The sequence below is a fragment of the Nocardia sp. NPDC127606 genome (genome assembly GCF_042671725.1).
Classification (GTDB): Bacteria; Actinomycetota; Actinomycetes; order Mycobacteriales; family Mycobacteriaceae; genus Nocardia.
This window is the reverse complement of the sequence record NZ_JBHXWQ010000004.1, coordinates 85,990-106,767: the sequence shown is the minus strand read 5'-3', so window position 1 is coordinate 106,767 and position 20,778 is coordinate 85,990. Positions and strand designations below refer to the sequence as shown.

The 20,778-nt window shown below is 67.7% G+C and carries 21 protein-coding genes and 1 tRNA gene; 6 read left to right on the top strand and 16 right to left on the bottom strand.

Annotation, left to right across the window (positions count from 1 at the left end; all coding sequences use genetic code 11):
* Positions 1 to 131: 131 nt before the first annotated feature.
* Positions 132 to 1,667 carry a Rieske 2Fe-2S domain-containing protein gene (locus tag ACFVJ5_RS20175; RefSeq protein WP_379222098.1) on the bottom strand — a complete coding sequence of 512 codons (1,536 nt, stop codon included), beginning with the start codon at positions 1,665 to 1,667 and terminating at the stop codon, positions 132 to 134.
* A 102-nt stretch (positions 1,668 to 1,769) separates the two neighbouring features.
* Positions 1,770 to 2,663, bottom strand: a complete 894-nt coding sequence (locus ACFVJ5_RS20170; protein ID WP_379222096.1) for a hypothetical protein — start codon at positions 2,661 to 2,663, stop codon at positions 1,770 to 1,772.
* Positions 2,664 to 2,868: 205 nt separating this feature from the next.
* Between ACFVJ5_RS20170 and ACFVJ5_RS20165 the strand changes: the two genes are divergently transcribed.
* From ACFVJ5_RS20165 to ACFVJ5_RS20155, 3 genes are read left to right on the top strand one after another with little or no spacing between them, the layout of a single operon-like run.
* Entirely contained in the window at positions 2,869 to 3,630 is a 762-nt protein-coding gene (locus ACFVJ5_RS20165) for a lysophospholipid acyltransferase family protein (RefSeq protein ID WP_379222095.1), read from the top strand.
* Positions 3,631 to 3,663: 33 nt separating this feature from the next.
* Entirely contained in the window at positions 3,664 to 4,044 is a 381-nt protein-coding gene (locus ACFVJ5_RS20160; protein ID WP_379222707.1) for a hypothetical protein, read from the top strand.
* Positions 3,933 to 4,184 (top strand): OsmC family protein, encoded by a 252-nt coding sequence (locus ACFVJ5_RS20155; RefSeq protein ID WP_379222093.1) that lies wholly within the window; start codon positions 3,933 to 3,935, stop codon positions 4,182 to 4,184. The genes ACFVJ5_RS20160 and ACFVJ5_RS20155 overlap by 112 nt, the downstream gene beginning before the upstream one ends.
* Positions 4,185 to 4,234: 50 nt before the next feature.
* Here the strand turns inward: ACFVJ5_RS20155 and ACFVJ5_RS20150 are convergent, their stop codons facing one another.
* Positions 4,235 to 5,026 carry a helix-turn-helix domain-containing protein gene (locus ACFVJ5_RS20150; protein WP_379222091.1) on the bottom strand — a complete coding sequence of 264 codons (792 nt, stop codon included), beginning with the start codon at positions 5,024 to 5,026 and terminating at the stop codon, positions 4,235 to 4,237.
* An 85-nt stretch (positions 5,027 to 5,111) separates the two neighbouring features.
* Between ACFVJ5_RS20150 and ACFVJ5_RS20145 the strand changes: the two genes are divergently transcribed.
* Positions 5,112 to 5,993: an SDR family oxidoreductase gene (locus ACFVJ5_RS20145; RefSeq protein ID WP_379222089.1), complete on the top strand. Its 882-nt coding sequence runs from the start codon at positions 5,112 to 5,114 to the stop codon at positions 5,991 to 5,993.
* 43 nt (positions 5,994 to 6,036) lie between these two features.
* Here the strand turns inward: ACFVJ5_RS20145 and ACFVJ5_RS20140 are convergent, their stop codons facing one another.
* Positions 6,037 to 6,459 carry a hypothetical protein gene (locus ACFVJ5_RS20140; protein WP_379222087.1) on the bottom strand — a complete coding sequence of 141 codons (423 nt, stop codon included), beginning with the start codon at positions 6,457 to 6,459 and terminating at the stop codon, positions 6,037 to 6,039.
* Between the two features lie 227 nt (positions 6,460 to 6,686).
* On the opposite strand from ACFVJ5_RS20140, the gene ACFVJ5_RS20135 reads away from it, so the two are divergent.
* Positions 6,687 to 6,758 (top strand) — tRNA-Gly (locus ACFVJ5_RS20135).
* Positions 6,759 to 6,792: 34 nt separating this feature from the next.
* On the opposite strand, the gene ACFVJ5_RS20130 is transcribed toward ACFVJ5_RS20135, so the two are convergent.
* From ACFVJ5_RS20130 to ACFVJ5_RS20115, 4 genes are read right to left on the bottom strand one after another with little or no spacing between them, the layout of a single operon-like run.
* The gene (locus ACFVJ5_RS20130; protein ID WP_379222085.1) at positions 6,793 to 8,223 is read right to left on the bottom strand and encodes a lipase maturation factor family protein; all 1,431 of its coding nucleotides are present in this window, start codon (positions 8,221 to 8,223) and stop codon (positions 6,793 to 6,795) included.
* 53 nt (positions 8,224 to 8,276) lie between these two features.
* Entirely contained in the window at positions 8,277 to 8,954 is a 678-nt protein-coding gene (locus tag ACFVJ5_RS20125) for a histone deacetylase (RefSeq protein WP_379222084.1), read from the bottom strand.
* 21 nt (positions 8,955 to 8,975) lie between these two features.
* Complete coding sequence (locus tag ACFVJ5_RS20120) at positions 8,976 to 9,755, bottom strand: MerR family transcriptional regulator (RefSeq protein WP_379222082.1); 780 nt, start codon at positions 9,753 to 9,755, stop codon at positions 8,976 to 8,978.
* A gap of 31 nt (positions 9,756 to 9,786) precedes the next feature.
* Positions 9,787 to 10,878, bottom strand: a complete 1,092-nt coding sequence (locus tag ACFVJ5_RS20115) for a serine hydrolase domain-containing protein (RefSeq protein WP_379222080.1) — start codon at positions 10,876 to 10,878, stop codon at positions 9,787 to 9,789.
* Between the two features lie 243 nt (positions 10,879 to 11,121).
* Between ACFVJ5_RS20115 and ACFVJ5_RS20110 the strand changes: the two genes are divergently transcribed.
* Positions 11,122 to 11,736, top strand: coding sequence for a DUF6636 domain-containing protein (locus ACFVJ5_RS20110; protein ID WP_379222664.1), 615 nt, complete (start codon positions 11,122 to 11,124; stop codon positions 11,734 to 11,736).
* A 57-nt stretch (positions 11,737 to 11,793) separates the two neighbouring features.
* On the opposite strand, the gene ACFVJ5_RS20105 is transcribed toward ACFVJ5_RS20110, so the two are convergent.
* From ACFVJ5_RS20105 to ACFVJ5_RS20070, 8 genes are all read right to left on the bottom strand, one after another.
* Entirely contained in the window at positions 11,794 to 14,049 is a 2,256-nt protein-coding gene (locus ACFVJ5_RS20105) for a heavy metal translocating P-type ATPase (protein ID WP_379222078.1), read from the bottom strand.
* A 62-nt stretch (positions 14,050 to 14,111) separates the two neighbouring features.
* On the bottom strand, positions 14,112 to 15,050 hold the full coding sequence (locus tag ACFVJ5_RS20100; protein ID WP_379222076.1) for a hypothetical protein: 939 nt from the start codon (positions 15,048 to 15,050) through the stop codon (positions 14,112 to 14,114).
* Positions 15,051 to 15,069: 19 nt separating this feature from the next.
* Positions 15,070 to 15,273 (bottom strand): heavy-metal-associated domain-containing protein, encoded by a 204-nt coding sequence (locus tag ACFVJ5_RS20095; protein ID WP_379222074.1) that lies wholly within the window; start codon positions 15,271 to 15,273, stop codon positions 15,070 to 15,072.
* Positions 15,274 to 15,327: 54 nt separating this feature from the next.
* Complete coding sequence (locus tag ACFVJ5_RS20090) at positions 15,328 to 16,743, bottom strand: MFS transporter (protein WP_379222072.1); 1,416 nt, start codon at positions 16,741 to 16,743, stop codon at positions 15,328 to 15,330.
* 138 nt (positions 16,744 to 16,881) lie between these two features.
* Positions 16,882 to 17,508, bottom strand: coding sequence for a sterol desaturase family protein (locus ACFVJ5_RS20085; protein ID WP_379222662.1), 627 nt, complete (start codon positions 17,506 to 17,508; stop codon positions 16,882 to 16,884).
* 125 nt (positions 17,509 to 17,633) lie between these two features.
* Positions 17,634 to 18,371: a FadR/GntR family transcriptional regulator gene (locus tag ACFVJ5_RS20080; RefSeq protein ID WP_379222070.1), complete on the bottom strand. Its 738-nt coding sequence runs from the start codon at positions 18,369 to 18,371 to the stop codon at positions 17,634 to 17,636.
* Between the two features lie 87 nt (positions 18,372 to 18,458).
* Positions 18,459 to 19,100 (bottom strand): hypothetical protein, encoded by a 642-nt coding sequence (locus ACFVJ5_RS20075; RefSeq protein WP_379222068.1) that lies wholly within the window; start codon positions 19,098 to 19,100, stop codon positions 18,459 to 18,461.
* Positions 19,097 to 20,767, bottom strand: coding sequence for an ABC transporter family substrate-binding protein (locus tag ACFVJ5_RS20070; RefSeq protein ID WP_379222066.1), 1,671 nt, complete (start codon positions 20,765 to 20,767; stop codon positions 19,097 to 19,099). The genes ACFVJ5_RS20075 and ACFVJ5_RS20070 overlap by 4 nt, the downstream gene beginning before the upstream one ends.
* Positions 20,768 to 20,778 lie beyond the last annotated feature (11 nt).

The window sequence follows — 20,778 nt, the reverse complement described above, 5'->3', positions numbered from 1 at the left end:
CGCTCCCTGGTCGGGTAGGGAATGAGCCGAACAAGCGCAGTGCGTGATCGTGGAGACGCGGCGGGGTGGATCGGACGATCTCGACGGTCCCCGAACTCAAGCTACCTCGGTCGCCGTCCCCGGTTCAAGGTTCAGAGCTTGCGCGAGCGCAGCTCGTGACCCTTCGAGGTCTTGCAGCGACCCGATTCCAGGTCCCACTGCCAACCGTGCAGGTTGCAGGTGAGGTTGTTGCCTTCCACCACACCGAATTTGGAGAGGTCGGCCTTGAGGTGGGGGCAGCGGCGCTGGACTTCCCAGCCGTCGAGTTCGGTAACGGCGGAGTCGTCGTGCGCCTCGGAGAACCAGCCGTCGGCGTAGGCGATCCGCTCGTCGGTGAGGCACTTGAAGAAGGTGTAGAGGAACTCGTTGTAGCCGCCGATGCGCCACGCCTGGAAGCGGGTGGACAGGAAGATCGTGTTCACCCAGTCCGGCTCGTTGTCGCGCAGCACGGTGCGTACCAATTCGGGGGCGATGCGGAAGCCGTAGCGGTAGCGGCCTTCGCCTTCGAGCGGCGCGCGCACGGTGCGGTGCGGGAAGTCCAGGACGATGGTCTCCTCGCCGATCACCAGGCCCACGGGGTAACCGATGCCGTCGCTGATCAGCGCGCTCTGCTTCATGATCGGTTCGAAGAGCTCACGCAGCGGCTCGAGCAGCGAACCCTCGCCGGTCTCCCACGACGCCTTCTCCGCGGCCAGCACCGGCGCGAAACGCTGCGCCATCTCCTCGATGTAGGCGGCCTTGTCGCCGTAGATCCGATCCGGGTCGAACGGGTGCGCGAGGTCGAGTTCCTTGCCACGCACATCGGCGACCGAACCGGGGATCATCAGGATCCCGCCCGCGTTGCCGTGGATGTTCATCTGGTCGAGGAACACGATCTGATCGGGGAAGATGTTGCCTTCGTCGCCGCGATCGTCGTTGAGATAGCGCAGCTCGGCGTCGAGGAACACCGGCGGACCGGCCGAGGGCACCACCCAGGTCGCGCCGACCTGCTCGATGTAGGAGCGCGCGCGATCCATCCCGCGCTGACGCTTCTGCTTGCCGAAGTTGGCCTTGGTCCGCGCCGGGATGTCGTACACCGCCGGGTACCAGATCGCGCCCGAGTACTGCAGCAGGTGGATGTCGATATCGCCGAACGCGTCGTGGATGACGTCCATATCCACCGGTCGGGCGTCGTTCATGTTGAAACAGGTGGTCTCACCGTCGGAGATGAGAATGCCGGAGTCACCGATCGGGCCGTCGGCGGGCGCGCGCAACGCGACGATCATGATGTCGACGGACCCCTTGGGCCCGGTGATCGTGTGCTTGACCGAGTCCTCGGTCTCGAAGAACTTGGTGAAACCCAGCGCCTCGAGCTCGCGGCGCAGGTCGAGCACCGGGTAGTCGGGCAGCAGGATCGTGGCGTCCTTGTTCACGTACTTCGCCAGGTGGGCGGCGTCGAAGTGATCGCGGTGCAGGTGCGAGACGTACAGGTAGTCGACATCGCCGAGGGACTCCCAGTCGAGCTGGGAATTGTCGGGGAAGGGGAACCACGACGCGAAGTACGCGGGGTTCACCCAGGGATCGCACAGGATCGTGCCGGCCTCGGTTCGGATATGGAAGCCGGCGTGTCCGACGCTGGTGATCTGCACGAGCTGTTTCCTCCTACCAGGATCTGATTCGCCGGATCAATGGCGAGCTACCGCCTCAGGGCCCCCTGACTGCTTCGGCGTACCAGCCAACCAGGGTAGTGGCTAAATCGTTACGTCACCGATGCAATAGCCCTCAGCGGTCGCGACAACCGTGAAAGTGCGCGTCCGCGTGCCCCCGGGTGAGGTGGTCACAGGGACGTGAACTGCCAGGTAGTCGCCACGAACCTGCTCGGATCGTAGCTCCTCGGCGGTGTAGGAGGTGACATTGCCTACTTTGCCCGAGTCGCCTGTCAAGGGGGCTGCTACGGGGTTGCCGGTGCCCTCGGGATCCCAGCTCGCGGGTGAGGCCTTGCAGGTCAGCGGATGGTCTGCTTCGATGTCGGCCGCGTCGAGCGGTTTGCCGGCGGCGCGGGCGAGGTAGCGGCGGACGGCGTGGCGCGCGTCGGCGTCGTCGTAACCGGGCTCGACGCCCGCGGCGGACACCCGTCCGCAGGCGTATCCGGACGCCACGGACTCGCGGTCGACGGTGACGGTGACGGTTCGGTTACGCCAGGTCACGGTGTCGGCGGTCGCGGTGCCCGGGGTGGCGAGGGCGGCCAGCACCGACTGAGGGTCGGCGTACATCTCGGCGACGGTGGCAGGCGGGATGGTCCAGCAATTGTCCTGGAGTTCTTTCACCGTGCCGGTCTGTAGGTCGGCGGCCCAGCGGCGCACGGCGGTGACGGCGTCGGCGTGGCCCGCGACCGCGCCGACCTGGGGTGCGTCGGCGGGGAGTGGGCTGTTCGGCACCGGTTCACCGGGTGCGATGGCCTGCGTCGGCGTGGTCGTCGGCGCCGCGGTGGTCGTGGTCGACGCGGTGGTGGTCGCCTCGACCGGATCGCCCGGGATCCCCGACACCGAATCGCACCCGGCGACCAGGGCCGCGGCGACGGTCAGTCCCGTGACCAGCGCGTAGGCGCGGTGCGGGCGGGTCAGGGCAAGCTGGGCGCGTTCCACTACGACGTTCCTCGATTCCTAGGTCGTGGCACCCGCTGCGACGACGGCGGGGGAGTGACTGTCGGGGCGAGCGGACTCGCCGGGGTGTAGACCGGTGTGCGCGAAGCGGATTCGCTGCGCGGGCGAACGCCGCGATTCTACGGTGGCGGCCCGCGCCGATGGCACCCCTGCCGATGCGGACATCTACGACTACGCTTGCGTACTTGTGGAACCCCTCTACTTCTCGATCATCGGCGTGGCCCGAACCCTGTTCTTCCTCGAAGGTCTGAAGTTCACTGTCAAGGGGGCGGAAAACATCCCCGCCACCGGCGGCGCCGTGCTGGCGGTCAACCACACCGGCTACATGGACTTCACCTACGCGGGTCTGCCTGTGCGTACTCCCCGTCGCTACATCAGGTTCATGGCAAAGCAGGAAGTGTTCGACAACAACATCTCCGGCCCGATCATGCGCACCCTCAAGCACATCCCGGTCGACCGCACCGCGGGCGCCGACTCCTACCAATCGGCCGTGCAGTACCTGCGCGACGGCGAGCTCGTCGGCGTGTACCCCGAGGCCACGATCAGCCGCAGCTTCGAGATCAAGGAATTCAAGTCCGGCGCGGCCCGTATGGCGCTGGAGGCGGGTGTCCCGATCATCCCGATCACCATCTGGGGCGCCCAGCGCGTCTGGACCAAGGGCTTCCCCAAGCGGCTCGGCCGCACCAACACCCCCATCTCGATCGCCGTCGGCACCCCCATCCAGCCCTACGAACCCGCCGCCGATCTCACCGCACAGCTCCGCTCCACCATGCAGGAAATGCTCGCCGACCTGCAAGAATCCTATGAGCACGAGCCCGGCGCCTACTGGGTTCCGAAACGGCTCGGCGGCAGTGCCCCTTCCCTCGAAGAGGCCACCGCCCTCGACGAAGCCGAAGCGGCCGAACGTTTCGCCCGTAAGGCCGAGAAAACGCAGGAGACCGAGGGCTGACATTTCGCTCTCGTGCGGGCATACGCTCGAGAGATGACCACCGCGGCGGAGTTGAAGGCCCTGCAAGCTCCGGTCAAACAGCGCTACCGGGACGACCCGGCCGCCGCGGTCACCGCCCTGCGCGGCACCGCTTCGTTCGCCGACCCCGGCATCACCTGCACGGTGCGGACCTTCGCGGGCCCGGTCCGTGCCGGGCTGCACCGCGCCACCGGCGGTGACGGCGCCGACGCCTGCTCGGGCGACATGCTGCTCGAGGCGGTGGCGGCCTGCGCCGGGGTGACCTGCCGAGCGTCGCCACCGCGATGGGCCTGCCGCTCATCGGCGCCGACGTCGAGGCGGCAGCTTCCTTCGACGCCACCGGCACGTTGGGCATCGATCGGACCGCGGAGGTCGGGGTTTCACCGATCGCCGTGACGATCACCGTCACCACCTCGGATGCCGTCGACGAGGCCGCCTTGGTCAAGCTCGGCGAACTCACCGAGCGTTATTGCGTGGTCGGTCAGAGCCTGCGGCATCCACCGACGATCAGGGTGGTGACCGCACCCGCGTCGTGATCGCTGCCGTGCCCGTTCGGCCGTGTGGTGGATGCCCGCCGAGGGCAGACTCAGCGCGGCATCTGGCAGCGGCTCGGTGCCGGGAGCTTGCCCCGAAGGTACGCGGCGGGTGGGACGCCCATGAGGGTGCGGAAGTCGGCGGTGAGGTGGGACTGGTCGTAGTAGCCGGTGCTCGCCGCGAGGTGTGACCAGGGGGTGTCGCCCGCGTAGGCGAGGACCCGGCGCAGGCGCTGAATGCGCGCGAAATGCTTGGGGGACAGTCCGATTCCCGTGGTGAACAGGTTGCGCAGCTGGCGCTCGCTGACAGCGAGGCGCGCGGTGAGTTCGGAGAGTGCGGGGGCGTTGTCGGCGGTGAGCGCCGAGATCGCCTCGCGCAGCACGATCCGGTGCGCCCGATCGGTATCCGACTCCGAGATCCTTTGCGGCAGTAAATCTTCCAGATGCGTGATCGCGTGTGCGGTGGGCACGCCCGTCAGCTCCTTCGCGAAACCGCCCAGCGGACCCGGCAATTCGTCGAGGCGAACGACGCGGTCGGTGAGTTCGCCCGCGGTGACGCCGAGGAGCTGGCGGGTCACGCCCGGTTCCAGGCGCAGCCGCACGCACCCGGCAGGCTCCTCGGGTTTCGAGTAGGACGCCTTCGTCTGCGCGCCGACGACGAACGCGCTACCGCGACCGGACTTTTCGGTGCGCAGGACGACCATGGTCGTCGCGACGGGCGGATGCGCGAACGGCTGAGCGAGGTCGTCGAACAGTGGCGTGCTGGTGAGTTCGGTGAGCCACGGGCGCAACGATTCCGGTGTCGTCACGGGTGTCTCGATGTGCGCCGGGGTCAGATACTCCACCCGGTCGACTGTAGGCGGCGCGGGCCGGGATGTCCGTGCCGATTTCTCCTATCTTCGCAGGCAGCCCGGCGGCCATGCTCGTTCCATGATCCTGATCACCGGTGCGACAGGCACCATCGGAAGCGACATCGTCCGACAGTTGGCAGCCGAGGGCGTCGCCGTCCGGGCGGTGACCCGCGACCCGGAGCGGGCCGGGTTCCCCGCCGGGGTCGAGGTGGTGCGGGTGGACTACCGCGACCCGGCAACGTTCGGGCCCGCCATGACGGGCGTCGAGGCCGCGTTCCTCGTCGGGATCCCCGGGCCGGACGGCACCGGCACCGACGCCGAACTGGTGGCTGCCGCGCGAAAGGCCGGTGTGCGGCGAGTGGTGAAGCTGTCCGCCGTCGGCACCGGCGACCCACGTCTCGGCGTGCCGGGTTCCTGGCATGTGCCAGGGGAGCGGGCCGTGCGCGACTCCGGCTTGGAGTGGACGATCCTGCGCCCCAACACTTTCGCGTCGAACACGTTCAGCTGGATCGAACCGCTCGGCAACGGTCACCCCGTCCCGAACCTCACCGGCGACGGCAGGCAGGCCGTAGTCGACCCGCGCGATGTCTCGGCGGTCGCCGCGGCGGCGCTGCGCTCGAACGACCACCACGGCCGCATCTACACCCTGACCGGCCCCGACCTGCACACCGGCCGCGACCAGGCCGCCGTTCTCGCGCAGGTGCTCGACCGCCCGATCGCCGTCGCCGACATCGCCGAAGCCGACGCCCGCGCGTTCATGGTCGCCGCGGGTCTTCCGCCCGCTTTCGTGGAAGGCTCTCTGACCGGCCAGGCCTTCATCCGCGGCGGCCACAACGAGCTGATCACCGACGACATCGAACGCGTCCTCGGCAGACCGCCCCGCAGCTACGCCGCATGGGCCGCCGACCACCGCGCCGCCTTCGCCCCCGTCGTTGCAGGCGTCACGGCAGGACCGAGCTGACCGGGCGGGTCCGGTGCGTGGCGGCGCACCGGACCCGCCCGGCTCAGTTCATCGTCAGCACCCACGACCCGTTGCAACCCCTGCGGGTGTTCATGTTGCCGTCGTAGACCCAGTTGAACCTGATCGGCGGGTTCGTCCGCACATTCCAATTCCCGGACGGTGAGGTGACCACCTTGCCGTTGCGCATCAGCACGCCGACCTGATCGTGGTCGAACAGCCACTTTCCGCCGCTGGTCGGGTAGTTCAACCGAACCGTCACCCGCCCGCCCGTGTGGTTCTGCACCACCAGGCACGAGTTCGGGTCGGAACGGTTGACCGCGTATTCCCCGAACCCTTCGTCCTCCACGTTCTCCCCGCTGTCGGTGAACTCCACCGGGTCGGTGAAGTCGGCGTGCGCCGGTCCGGCCCCCAACACGGTCAGCGCCGTCATCGCAACGCCCGCCGCGATCATCCCCAGAGACTTCATTGCCGTTCCTCCCATGATTCACGCGGTCACAACCGCTTGCGAAAGACCTTCCCCCGCAGCCTTTTCCGCATCCTTGTGACCTGCTTAACGGTGCCCGCCGACGCGGGTTCTCACCGCCGACCCGGGTGACGAGTGAGCCCGGATTTCGTAGTTCGGGAGTTTCGCGCTAAAGTTCGTACTCGCACGACGAAGTCACCGGCGGTCGCCGGATCGGTTTCGGAAGGCACGCGGATGTGGCGCAGTGGTAGCGCATCACCTTGCCAAGGTGAGGGTCGCGAGTTCGAATCTCGTCATCCGCTCAACGAAAAGCCCGGCCATCGTGCCGGGCTTTTCTCATTCCCGGCGCCGGTCGAGGCGTTCGTGACTCAGCGGCGGCAGGAACTCGCCGATCAGGGTTCGGCGCCACCAGATCCGTTCGCGGAACAGTTCGGCGGGCGTACTGAAGTGGTACTCGTACAGCCGGGCGCGCACGTAGTGCGGCGGTGCGTCGGGGAAGGGGCAGCGCCGCAGCAGGCGCAGGGTGTCGGGGTCGTTGTCGAGCAGCCGGATCACCAGCGCCAGTGCCCACGATCGCGCGTAGGCCGGCGACAGCGCGGCGAACCACATCAACCAGTCCAGCCGCAGGTGATAGGGCGCCCACTGGCGCGGACGGTACCGGGGGTCGCCCGGCTTGCCCTTGAACTCGTATTCGCACCACACCGTGTCCGGCGTGAGCTGGGTGGCGTCGGTGCCCTCGAGCACGATCTCCTGGCGGACCCGGGTGATACTGCCGAACGCGCCATAGGTGTTGACCAGGTGCAACGGGTCGAACGAGGCGTTCATCGCCTGCCGCGTGGAGAGAAGATTCCGCACCGGCCCGAAGCTCAGCACCACCACCATCGCGACGAAGGCGACGACCGCGCCGAGGAACCAGCCGGGCGGCTCGGCCACCGACGGGGCGTCCGGCAGTACCGGGTACGCGCTGACGGCGGTCGTAGCCAGCAGCAGAGTCACCCAGTTCAGCCAGGCGAAATTGCCCGAGAGCACCAGCCACAACTGCGTGACGATGATGATGACCGCGGCCACACTCGCCACCGGTTGCGGCGCGAACAATCCGAACGGCACGATCAGCTGCGCGACATGATTGGCGGCGACCTCCACCCGGTGCAGTGGCCGGGGCAGATGGTGGAAGAACCAGCTCAGCGGCCCGGGCATCGGCTGGGTCTCGTGGTGGTAGTACAGGCAGGTCAGATCGCGCCAGCACCGATCGCCGCGCATCTTGATCAGCCCCGCCCCGAACTCCACCCGGAACAGCAGCCAGCGCGCGGCCAGCAGGACGAGCAGCGGCGGCGCGACGGTGTCGTTGCCGAGGAAGATCGCCAGAAAACCGGCTTCGAGCAGCAACGATTCCCAACCGAACGAGTACCACGCCTGCCCGACATTGACGATCGACAGATACAGCATCCACAGCGCGAACCACAGCGCCATCGACGCCCACAGCGGCACCAGATCGGCCGCGCCCAGCGCGACAGCCACCGCGAGCACCACACCGAACCAGGCGATACCGGCGTAGAACCGATCGGTGTAGCGCAGGTGGAACAGGCTGGGTGACCGGCGGAACGGCGTCCGAGCCAGGTACCGCGGGATCGGCAGCATCCCGCGCTCACCGAGCAGAGCGCGAAATTGCAGCGCCGCGGCGAGGAACGCCAGGGCGTAGATCACCGCCAAGCCACGCTGGAAAACCAGCCTGCCCTGCCAGTATTCCGGTGCCGTGAACCACTCCATGCGTGTGCTCCCGTCCCCGCAACCAGGGAGTACCCGCGATCGTCCGGCGAAACCTAGGCCGGCTCCAGTCCGGTACCGCCGAGCAGCGCACCCCGCAGGTCGGCCTCGTTCCACTGCCCGGCGATTCCGGGCCGCACGCGCAGGTACTCGACGACGCGATCCGTGCTCCAGCCGTGTGATTCGCGCAGACCGGCGCTGATCATCGTCAGATATCGCGCCGAGGGACGCTGCAGGGCAACGGTTTCCGGGTCCCAAGGTGAGGTGAAGGTGAGGACGGGAATTCCGTCGGTGGTACCCGCGTGCACCACTGTCTCGTACCGCCCCGGCCCGAGCCGCACCGAACCTCCGGCGAGGACCGGCGCCGGATCGAAGTCGGCCGCCGGTGTTCGGTACATCTCCTGAGCGAGCAGATCACCGAACTGACCTACGGTCAGCAGATACCCCCGCGCCGCCGCACCGGTCGGCCAGCCCGCAGGTGGCCGCGCGGTATAGAACCCGACCCCACCCGTCCAGACCGGGCTCTGCCAGGCGAAATACAGGCTCCCCGGCAGGTCGATCGCCGTCACCGCAGCCGGTGCGGACGGGTCACGGAAGCCGGGATAGGTGTGGTCGGTGCCGGGCGGGGTGCCGCCTTCACGGTAGTAGTCGAACCGCTCCGCGTGCATGTTGGAGCCGTACGCGGCGTACCAGACGTGCTGAGTTGCGGTGACTGGCTCACCTCGGGTGGTCACGGAGTCGATTGTTCCCCTGTGTCAGCTCGGCCTGGGGATGTAGACGCCGGCGGCCCGCAGTTTCGCCTCGATCAGCGCGGCCAGCCTGCCGGGCGCCGAGGTCTCGTCCTGGTTGTGATGGGCGATCATCTCGTAGCGGGTGGCGGCCTCGGTGCGCGCCTGCAGACCGGTCACGATCCGCAGCTGCGCGGGGTTGGCGAGGAGTTGTTCGACCAGGGCCGTGGCGAGTTCGTCGATCCGGGGATCGTCGGGCTCCCAGTCCCTGGCCGCCACGCCCCGCAGGAACAGCGCGAGGTACACAGGGTCCTCGACGGCGTTCTCGACGTCGGCGAGGTAGTCGTCGAAACCCTCCGGCACCAGTGCCCTCGCCAGCACCCACCCCTCCCTGGTCGCGGCCACTTCGGCCGGCGGAAAGCCGAGCTCGGGCATCCGTTCGAGCAGCGCCACCGCGCGGTCGGGTAGCAGTGCCCGGTTACCGTCGGCCAGCCGGTGCAGGGTGTCGTGCCGGGCGGTCAGCTCATCGATCCGTTCGCTGAGCTGACGCCCGACCTCGGTGAGCGCGGCGGCGAACCGGTCGGTGTCGGCGTCGAGCAGTGGCTCGACCTCGGCCAGCGGCACCCCGGCCTCGGCCAGCGTTCTGACCTTGACCAGCCGCAACAGCTCCGTGGACCCGTAGCGCCGGTACCCGGAGCTGTCCCGGTCGGGCTCGGCGACCAGGCCGAGCTTGTGATAGTGCCGCACCGTCTTCACCGTGACACCGACGAACGCCGCCGCCTGCCCGATCGTGACCCCGTTCCGCATCCGCTCAGCTTGCCTTGTCCGCGAACGGTTCTCAGCCGAACACCGCGTCGAGCAGTGCCTTCTGCGCGACCTGGAACGCGGGCGCGATCGTTATCTCGGCATCGTCGACGCAGGTCAGGTACGCGGTCATGGTCCGGCTGCCGTCGGGCGTGCTGAACATCAGCGCCGCGAAGCCGGCCATGCCGCCGTTGTGGGTGATGACGGTGGTGCCGCCTTCGGTCTGCAGCACGAACACTCCGAGTCCGTACTCCATGTTCGGGATGCCGGTGGCGTGGGTGGAGTACATCTCGGCCAGCAACGCCTCGGGCACGAGCTTGCCGCCCACCAGTGCGGTGATGAAGGTCCGCAGGTCGGCGGTGGTCGAGATCATGTCACCGCCGGTGGCCACCCAGGAGGGGTTGTGCTCGGTGACGTCGACCGTGCGCTGCTCGTCGCCGTCGGCGTACCGGTAGTAGGCGTGCGGATGTGGCTCGGGCAGTTCGGTCGACGCGCCGGGCATGCTGGTGCCCGTGAGTCCGAGCGGGCCCAGGATCAGGCGGTCCATCTCCGCGGCGAGCGAGTTGCCGGTCACCTTCTCCACGAGCAGCCTGGCGATGACGTAGTTCGTGTTGGAGTAGCTCCACCCCGTGCCGGGCTCGAACCGTGCGGGCTTCGACAGCGCCAGCGTGACCAGGTCCTCGGGCAGGTAGGTCTCGAACCGCTTGTCCACCCACTCCTTCCCCGCGATGGTGGAGGTGATCCCGGGTACGACGGTCCCGTTCTCGTAGAACTCGCCGGTGAAGTTGAAGACTCCGCTGGTGTGCTGCAACAACATTCGCACGGTGATCCGCTCGTCCAGCGCGAACTCGGGCAGGTAGTGCAGCGCCGGGGTGTCCAGGTCGATGCGGCCCTCGGCGACCAGCTGCAGGACCACGGTCGCGGTGAAAGTCTTGGTGTTGCTGCCGATCCGGACGTGTCCGTCGACCGGAGGCAGTGCTGTCCCGCCGAGCTCGCTCAGCCCGGCGCTGCCGACCCACTCGCCCTGCTCGTCGTTCACGCGAAGCGTTACCGCGAGGAATCCGGCCTCGACGGTCTCGTCGATGATCTGCTGCAGGTCCTGTCGCGCAATGCTTTTCGTGCTCATGATGCTTCTCCTCGAATCAGCTGTTCCGGCTCTGTGCCGCTGAAATGAGGCTCCACCCTGACCTTAGGTCAACCGCAAGAGTGAACTGGATCACATGGTGAAGGTACGGGCGTAGGTCACGGTTCCGTCGCGTTCCATGACCTGAGGAAACGACTTCGCATCCGCCGTCGATCTTTCCTCGACGGGTCGGGAGCAAAGAGCGGAGCAATCGTGAAATCAGTTGTCGCAGCAGCGGCGTTGGTAGTGCTGACCGGGGTGCTCACCGCCTGCACCGGGGCCGCCGACCAGGGGGCAGGCACGGTTACCGTTGGCCGGCCGTCCGGTGCACCTGGCCAGTCTTCGGGCGCGCCGAGCACGGCCGTGCCGGATGCCGGTACGCCCGATAGCGAGGCGCCGGGCGGCTCGGCTCCGACGGTCGCGCCGGGCACTGGTTCGGTGCCGGCCAGTGCCGGCTTCGCCACCGTCGATGCGAGCAGATATCAGATCGACGGCAGCTACTACTTCCAGTCGCCCACCGGGAACATCATGTGCGGCGTCCTCGCCACGGCGCCGTACGGTGTCGGCTGCCAGCTGCGCAAGGCCAACATCATCACGCCGAAACTGCCGAATTGCACCGACGCGCCCAACCGTAAGGTCGCCGCGCATCTCTATGAAGGCAAGTCGGAGTTCCTGTGCACCAGCCAGGGCATCTTCGTCGGCATTCCGCAGGACGGCTCAGCCGCCGGTGGCGCGGTGCTGAACTACGGCGAATCCCTGACCGTCAACGGCTACACCTGCGACTCGTCCTCGCAGGGTGTCCGCTGTCGCGCGGGCGGTCACGGCTTCGCCATCTCCGCAGACGACCAGCACATCTTCTGAGCGTGAAAAGGGCGGGGCGGCAGAAGAATCCGCCGCCCCGCCCTTTGTCTTGGTGAGCTACCGCGCGGTCGAGGAGAACCGGCGCAGGCGCAGGCTGTTGCTCACCACGAAGACCGAGCTGAACGCCATCGCGGCGCCGGCCAGCATCGGGTTGAGCAGGCCCGCCATGGCCAGCGGGATCGCGGCAACGTTGTAGGCGAAGGCCCAGAACAGGTTGCCCTTGATCGTGGCCAGGGTGCGCCGCGACAGGCGGATCGCGTCGGCGGCGGCGCGGAGGTCGCCGCGGACGAGGGTCAGGTCGCTGGCCTCGATGGCGACGTCGGTGCCGGTGCCCATCGACAGGCCGAGGTCGGCCTGGGCCAGGGCGGCCGCGTCGTTGACGCCGTCACCGACCATGGCGACCACCTTGCCCTCGGCCTGCAGCCGCTTGACGGTGTCGACCTTGTCCTGCGGCAACACCTCGGCGATGACCTCGTCGATGCCGACTTCGTCGCCGATGGTGCGGGCCGCGCGGGCATTGTCACCGGTGAGCAGGATCGGCGTCAGCCCGAGCTCGCGGAACTGCGCGATGGCCTGCGCCGAGCTCGGCTTCACCGCGTCGGCGACCACCAGCACGCCGCGCGCTCTGCCGTCCCAGCCGATCGCGACCGCGGTCTTGCCCGCCGATTCCGCCTCCGCCAGTGCGGTTTCCAGTGTCTCGTCGAGGGGCTGTGACCAGTCGGCCAGCAGTCGCGCCCGGCCGACGATCACCGCGTGACCGTCGACCACGCCCTGCACACCGAGACCTTCGACATTGGCGAAGCCCTCCACCGGCAGCAGCGTGCCGAACTCGTCGCGTGCGCCCTTGGCGATGGCCTGCGCGATCGGGTGCTCCGACGAATCCTCCAGCGCACCAGCGAGTTCCAGTACCTTGCTGGACAGTTCGCCCTCGGCGGGGATCACGTCGAGCAGCGTCATCTTGCCGGTGGTGACGGTGCCGGTTTTGTCCAGCACGATCGTGTCGACCTTGCGGGTCGATTCGAGCACCTCGGGTCCCTTGATCAGGATGCCCAGTTGCGCGCCGCGTCCGGTGCCGACCATCAGCGCGGTCGGGGTGGCCAGGCCGAGGGCGCAGGGGCAGGCGATGATCAGCACCGCCACGCCCGCCGTGAAGGCGGCGGCGATGGAACCGCCGGTGCCGAGCCAGAATCCGAGGGTGGCCACGGCGAGCGCGATGACGATCGGCACGAATATGCCGGAGATCCGGTCGGCCAGCCGCTGTGCCTGCGCCTTGCCGGTCTGCGCGTCCTCGACGAGCTGTGCCATCTGGGCGAGCTGGGTGTCGGCGCCGATCCTGGTGGCGCGCACGACGAGTCGGCCGCCGACATTCACGGTGGCACCGGTGACGCCGTCGTCGACGCCGACCTCCACCGGCACCGACTCGCCGGTGAGCATGGACGCGTCGACTGCCGACGTCCCCTCGGTGATCACCCCGTCGGTGGCGATCTTCTCGCCCGGCCGCACGATGAACTCGTCACCGACGGCCAACTGCTCCACCGGAATTCGCGTCTCGACGCCGCCGCGAAGAACCGCGACATCCTTCGCGCCGAGCTCGAGCAGGGCCTTCAGCGCCGCGCCCGCCCGTCGCTTCGACCGTGCCTCGAAGTACCGCCCGGCCAGGATGAACGTGGTCACGCCCGCCGCGGCTTCGAGGTAGATGCTGCCGGTGCCGTCCATCCGCGCGATGGTGAACTCGAACGGGTGCTTCATCCCCGGCGTGCCCGCCGTGCCCCAGAACAGCGCGTACAGCGACCAGCCGAACGCGGCGAGCGTGCCCATCGACACCAGGGTGTCCATGGTGGCGGTGCCGTGCTTCAGGTTGGTCCACGCCGCCTTGTGGAAGGGCAGCGCACCCCAGATCACGACCGGTGCGGCCAGCGTGAGCGAGAGCCACTGCCAGTTGGTGAACTGCAGCGCCGGGATCATCGCCATCGCGATCACCGGCACGGTGAGCAGGGCCGACACGATCAGCCGGGTGCGTAGCGAGGCCGCCGGGTCCGCGTCGGCGATCGGCGTCTCGTCGGTCTCGGGCTTCTTCGGCGCGGGGAGTGCCGCGGTGTAACCGGCCTGCTCGACGGTGGCGATCAGCGCCTCGGGGGAGACGTCACCGGTGAAGTCGACGCGCGCCTTCTCGGTCGCGTAGTTGACCGTGGCGGTGACCCCGTCGAGCTTGTTGAGCTTCTTCTCGATCCGGTTCGCGCAGGAAGCGCAGGTCATGCCACCGATCACCAGTTCTACCTGGCCGGTGCCCGGTGGGTGTGTCACGGCGGTCATGGGGTGCTCCTTCGTTCCTGATAGCAATTCTCGCTGAGCGATCACGGGTGAAACAGGTGGGGTCAGTGGCCGTGGCCGGGGGTGCCGTGGTCGGCGGGTGCGCTGGTCGGGGCGGGGTTGCTCGCACCGGTGGCGTTCGGCGTGGCGACCCGCACCGTGAACTCGGCGGTGCGCACCACGCCCTGGTGCTGGAAGTCGAGGAACAGGCGATAGTCGCCTGCGCTCGGTGCGTTCACGATGAAGTCGATGCCGGGTCCGGCGGGGGTGACTCCGTCGCCGGGCGTGCCCTCGGGATGAACGTGCAGGTAGGCGAGGTCGGCGGCGCGCAGGGCTACCAGGTGACCGTAGGCGCCGAGGTAGGGCTGCAGGTCGGTGACCGGGGCGCCGTTGCGGCTGACCGAGAGCGTCACCTTCGACGCGGTGCCCGGGGCGACTGTGCCGTTCAGCGCGACCGTGTACTCGCCGACCTGCGCGGTGGCGGCCGGGGCGGGCAGCGCCTGCACGTCGTAGTTGCCCGCGACCCGCAGATCGGCGCCGAGCGTCAGGTTCGACCCGCCCTCGGGGGTGAAGTCGGCGTAGACGCGATAGTCGCCGCCCCGGCTGAGGTTCAGCGGAACGGTCCAGGTTCCGGCCGGATCGAGGACCGGGTGTACGTGCTGGAAGCCCGCCATGTCGCGTCGGACCACGATCAGGTGCAGGTCCTTGTCGTGGCTGTTCACGTACTTCGTCACCGGTGCGCCGTTCGCGTCGAGGATGCGAAAACTTGTCGGCGACTGCGGCGCGGTGGCGGTGTTCGGCTTGTCCAAGGCGAGCGTGTAGCCCTGGTCGGTGGCGAGCAGCCCGCCGGGAAGATCGGCGGACGGTGCCGCCCCGGCGGAGTGCTCGCCGTGCCCGGCCGGCTCGGAAGGTTGCGGACCGACCAGGGCGCCTGCGGCCAGAGCGATCCCGAAGACCGCCGCGAGGCCGAGGGTGAATCCGGCGAACTTGCCTGTTGCGTTCATCGGGATGCTCCGTATCCGTTCAGTCTGCGAGGTGGAAGCCGGCCGCGGCGACGGCGTCGGCGAGGGCGGTGCGTTCGGGCTCGGTGCCGTCGATGGTTACCGAGCCCGCGGCCAGGTCGACATCGACGCCGGTGACGCCGGGTAGGGCGCCGACCTTGTCGCGGACCTTGTTGACGCAGCAGCCGCAGGTCATGCCGGTGACGGTGACGGTGGTGGTGCTCATGGAACTCTCCTCGTTTCGCTCTCGATCATTACCATACCCCCCTAGGGTACTTTGTCAAACGGTCGCGTCGGCCTTGTCGGTGGCCGAGGTCCGCATGGTCGCCGCGGTGATGCCCGCGCCTGCCAGGGCGAGCACGCCCGCCCCCAGGAAAGCCGCGGAATAACCGTCGGTCAGCGCCGACGTGTCGCCGAGCTCGCTCGCGCCGAACGCGGCGGCCACCGCCGTCATCGCGGCCAGGCCGAGCGCGGAACCCACCTGGTAGCTGACGTTGACGATGCCCGAGGCCAGGCCGCCTTCCTCGGGTCGTGCCGCCGAGATGGCGGTGCCGAGCGAGGGAATGAAGGCCAGCGACATACCCCCCGCGGCTATCAGCGAGGCGGGCAGCACGTCGATCCAGAAGTTGCCGGTCGGCCGCACCAGCGACATCACCCCGAGGCCGAGACCGAGCACGATCAGCCCGGTGACGATCATCGGCTTCGCGCCGAAACGCTGCATCGCCTTCGGGGCGAGCACCACCATGCCGAGCATGATCAGCGTGGTCATCGGCAGCAGAGCCGCACCCGACGGGAACGCGCTGTACCCGAGCACCTGCTGTAGGTACAGGTTGAGGAAGAACCACATCGGCACCCACGCGGCGGCCAGCGCGAACTGGGCGAAGTTGGCGGCGGCCAGGTTCGGTGCGCGGAAGATGCTCAGCCGCATGAGCGGCTCGCCACGCCGGGACTGAATGGCGACGAACCCGGCCAGCAGCGCGGCGGCCGGCGCCAGCACGCCCCAGGTCTCACCCGAAGTCCAACCGACCTCCGGTGCCTGCACGATCGCATACACCGCGGCTGCCAAACCGGCTGTCACAGTGACAGATCCGGCGATGTCGATGGATCCCTTCCGTGCCGGGGCGCCGGGCATCAGCAGCGGCACGGCGATCAGCGCGAGCACGGCGATCGGAACATTGATGTAGAAAACCCAAGGCCAGCTGATGTATTCGGTGATCACACCACCGAGGAACACGCCCGCGGTACCACCGGCGGGCGCGGCCGCGCCATACACGGCGAGCGCCTTGGTGAGCTCCTGAGGCGAGCCGCCGAACAGCATCATCAGCAGCGTGAGCGCGGAAGGCGCGATCAGCGCCGCACCACCACCTTGGATCGCCCGACCCGCCAGCTCGACGCCGACGTTGCCCGCGGCGCCGGCGATGACGGAGCCGACGCCGAGCACCACCCAGCCGGCGGCGAATACCCGGCGAGCGCCGAGCAGGTCGGAGAGTCTGCCACCGAGCAGCAGCAGACCGCCGAACGCGACCACGTAGGCGTTGAACACCCACGTCAGATTGCCCGGCGTGAATCCGAGCTCGGCCTGCATCTTGGGCAGCGCGATCCCGATGATCGAGGTGTCCATGATGACCATGAACTGCGCGGCGGCGATCACCGCCAGCGCCCACCACTTCCGGGTGGATTGCGATTGCGTAGTCACGACTTTCGTCCTTTCGAGCGGAGTGCGTCCTGCGCTCGGTACCATACCCCCCTAGGGTATTAACCTGTCAAGCAAAAACCCGGCTCGCGTGATGGTGCGAGCCGGGTCTGAGTGCTGCCCCGAGGTGGTACCTCGGATCTAGTCGGCGTGGAGGTTGCGCGCCGTGGGGGAGGTCGGTGTCGTGGCCGGGTCGGGGGCGGTGCCGAGGAGGCGGTCGGCGGTGCCGGAGGTGGTCACGGTGAACCAGTAGTGCTCGTTCTTGTAGTGGTGGTGGCGGTGGTTGCGCCAAATGGCCCGGTAGAGGGCATGTTTCGGCTTGTAGTCGGTATGGATCAGGTAATGGGTCCACTCGTAGAGCAGGCCGAGTGTGGTGATGGTGAGCAGGAAGGTGAGGCCGAGGCCGGTGCGGGGGAAAGCGAGTAGGGCGATCGCGACCAGGGCGACGATCGTGAGCAGCAGCGACTTCGGCGGGATGAAGATCAGCGGGATGTCGCGCGGGTCGACGTGGTGCTCGCGGTGTTTGCGGGCCAGCTCGCTGTCGAGGGTCAGCGGGCCGAGATGCCGTGGACGCCAGTGCAGCACGGTGACGTGGATGATCCACTCGACGAGCGGGAACGCGGCCAGAATCACCACGGGGACAAGGGCATCGGTGAGCTGCCAGCCGCCGATGACGAAGCGGGTACTCGCCGCGACCACGAAGACCGCGGCGATCATCCAGGGTGACGGATGTCGGAGGAATTCCCGCGCCGCCTCGCTCAGGGGCATGCTGCGCCGGATCGCCCGCGGCGAGCCGCGGTCGGGGGTTCGGCGGGTTTCGGTCGCACGGGATTCTTCGGAGTCGTGCGACGTCGTCGTCGGACGGTGATCGGTCATGTCATTCCTCGGGTGGATCATGCCCCGTCGAGGGCATGGATCAGGGCGGTGGTCGCCGGCCCGAGCAGTGCTCGGGCGGTGTCGGCGGCCCGTTCCGGCTCGCCCGCGGCGATCGCGGCGGCCAGGTCTCGATAGGCGACGTCATTGCCCACCTCGGCGGACATGATCGGCGCCAGCGCGGCCAAGGCGGGTTCGTAGGCGGCGCGCAGCATGGAATACATCAGCCGGAAGGCGATCGAATCGGCGAGGTCGAGGATGTGGTCCCAGAATTCGAGGGCGATCCGCTGCTGAGTGAGTGGATCCGATTCGGCGACAAGGGAATCGACGGATTCGCCCAACAGCGCCAGTTCGCCCGCGACGCGCGGATCGTCCGCACCTCGCGATCGAACCCGCGCGGAGGCCAACTCGGCGATCTTCGGCCCGTTGTGCAGCCGCGCCTCGAGAATGCTGCGAGCGACCGCGGGATCGATCGAATCACCCCGGATCAACAGTCGCGGAAGCACTTCCAGCCCGGCGCTGCGCCGATAGTCGAGCACAGTCGTCGCCTCACCTTGCCGAACGGCCACCAGCCCCGCCGCGGCCAACCGCTGCAACGCCTCCCGCACCGCGGGCCGCGACACCCCCAACGCCTCGGCCAACTGCCGCTCACTCGGCAACGTGCTCCCCGCCGCCAGCTCCCCGCCCAGCACTTCGGCGGCGATCTGCTCGAACACATCACCGGAAACCGAGCGCTTCACCACGGGGGTCCATGCCATACCCCGATCCTGCGCCATCAGCGGTAAGAGGTCAAGTGGTCAGACCAGTTGTATTGGAAAAGAAGGGTGGCGAAGCTGCCTGGTGGTTTAGCTGGGGTCGGAGCCCCGGATGGCGGAAAGCCAGGTGAAGGTGGCGGCGGCGACCGTCGTGGTGGCCACGAACGCGCCCAGTCCGCCGTTCATGACGTACACCCAGAGCAGGCCGACGAGGGGGGCGCCGACCGCCTGCTGAATGTCGAGGATCAGGCGGCGGGCGATCCCGAACGTGGGTGGATCGATGGCGCGGGAGGGATTGTCCACGAGCTTGCCCACCGGCTCGGTGGTGCGCACACGCCCCGAGGGGTAGAAGCGCGTGTCCCCCTCGTGGATGGATCGGCCGGTCAGCTCCAGCTCGGCCGGAGTGAGCGTCGACAGCGCCGGCTCATAGAACACCGGCTGCCACACCATCCGATCACCACTGCTGATCTCCAGCCACGACCGGCTGACCAGCCGATACTGCTGCCGAACCCGCCTACCGCGCACGGTCCCTGTCGCAACCAGCCCCGTCGGGAAAACCCCGAAGGCAAGTCCGAGTTGATACGCGGTGTAGGCGAGTACGGCGAGAGCGACCACGGCGAGCGCACTCAGCTGATCGATATCCGCGAACGGCACCCACGCGGCGATCACCGCGAGGGTGCCGCTCGTGACGAGCAGCGGGTAGGTGAGTGCGCGCGCCGGGCCGTTGCTCACTTCAGGAAGCCGACCTTGGTGTAATCGGCGGTGGCGAGCCCGAACGCGCCGTAGTTGGCGAGGTTCTCCCGCACCGCGTAGGTACCCGAAGCCTGGTTCAGCGGAATCGAATAGCCTTCGGCGAAGATCATCTGATCGCACTGATTGGCGAGTTCACGCGCCTTGTCGGGGTCGAGTTCGGCGATGGTCCGCTCGATCAAGGCATTGAGCTCTGGCGAACCGATCCGTGCCTTGTTGGACTGCAAGTTGTTCGGATCATAAGCGTAGATCTGTGGCAACGCCCCGAGCGGGAGATAGCTACCGCCCCAGCTGAATTGCGCCAGCTCGAAATTGCCCGGATCGATCACATCCTTGAAAAGTCCACTACCCGGCACAGTTTGGATGTTCAGCTTCACCCCGATCTGCGCCAGATTCTGCTGGACGATCTGTGCGGTCTGGACCCAACCGTCCTGCTGGTACATCACATCGCGGATCTCCAGACGGCGGCCGTTCTTCTCACGCACGTCGCCGTTGAGCTTCCAACCCAGGTCGTCGAGCATTTTCGCGGCCGCGGTCGGGTCGAAGGAGATGGGTGCCGAATTGTCCTGGTACCCCTTCTGCCCATTCATGAAGATGTGGTTGTTGAGCGGCTTCGGATCGTCCACTACGCCATTCTGGGATGCGTTGACGATGCCCTGCCGGTCGATCGCCTTGGAGATAGCGATCCGCACCTGTGGATCTTCGAGCAGTGAACCCGGCGCGCCATTGAACGTGATGTGCGACCAGCTGGGCTCCGGCGTGCGCCGCAGCACTACGCCGGCGGCCTGCTTCGCGCCGGTGACATTCTCGATGCCCGACATGTAGGCGATGTCTAGTTCGTTGTTCTGAATCGCGGGCAGCCACGCCGAACTGTCGAGCACGCTGAAAGTGATGGTGTCGAGCCTAGGGGTGGCGCCCCACCATGCCGGATTGCGGGTCAACGTGATTCGGTTCTGTCCACGATCGATCGCGCTGATCTGGAACGGGCCCGCGCTCACTGCGAGCCCGTTGCGATCACGGTCGTTGAACGCGGCGGCGGACTCGGTGGTGGCCTTCGGATACAGCGGACTGAACTGACCCTGCCATTCGGCATAGGGCTGGGAGAAGGTGACGATCGCCTGCCGGTCGTCGACACCACGCTCGACCTTCTCCACCCGCTCGAAGCCGCTGGTGGCTGTCATCAGATACGACGTGTCCCGTCCACTCAGCGCCGCCGCCTGCGAACGCATGTCCTCCCAAGTGATCGGCGTCCCGTCGGTCCACACCGCCTTGGGATTTATCGTGTAGGTGACCTGCTGCGGGTTGTTGCCGGTGAGCTGGATATCGGTGAAGTAGTCGTGGTTGATCGCCAGTTCCCCGGCCGCATTGCTGGTGTATGCCACTGGCAACGTCGGTTCGATCACGTCACCGGTGCTCTCGGTGCCGCCGTCGACCTGCAGATAGTTGAACGACTCCGGGAAGGAACTCAACACCAGCCGCAGATTGCCGCCATCACGCAGGTCCGCCACATCATGAGGGTTGATGTCGTTGGTGCTGCCGATTGTGGCGGTGCCCGGTGTTACGGCGTTGTCAGAGGAACAGCCTGACAGGATCAGGCCGACCGCCACGCACGGAATGGCGAACTTGGTACCCAGCGAGCGAATTCGCATGGTGATCCTTC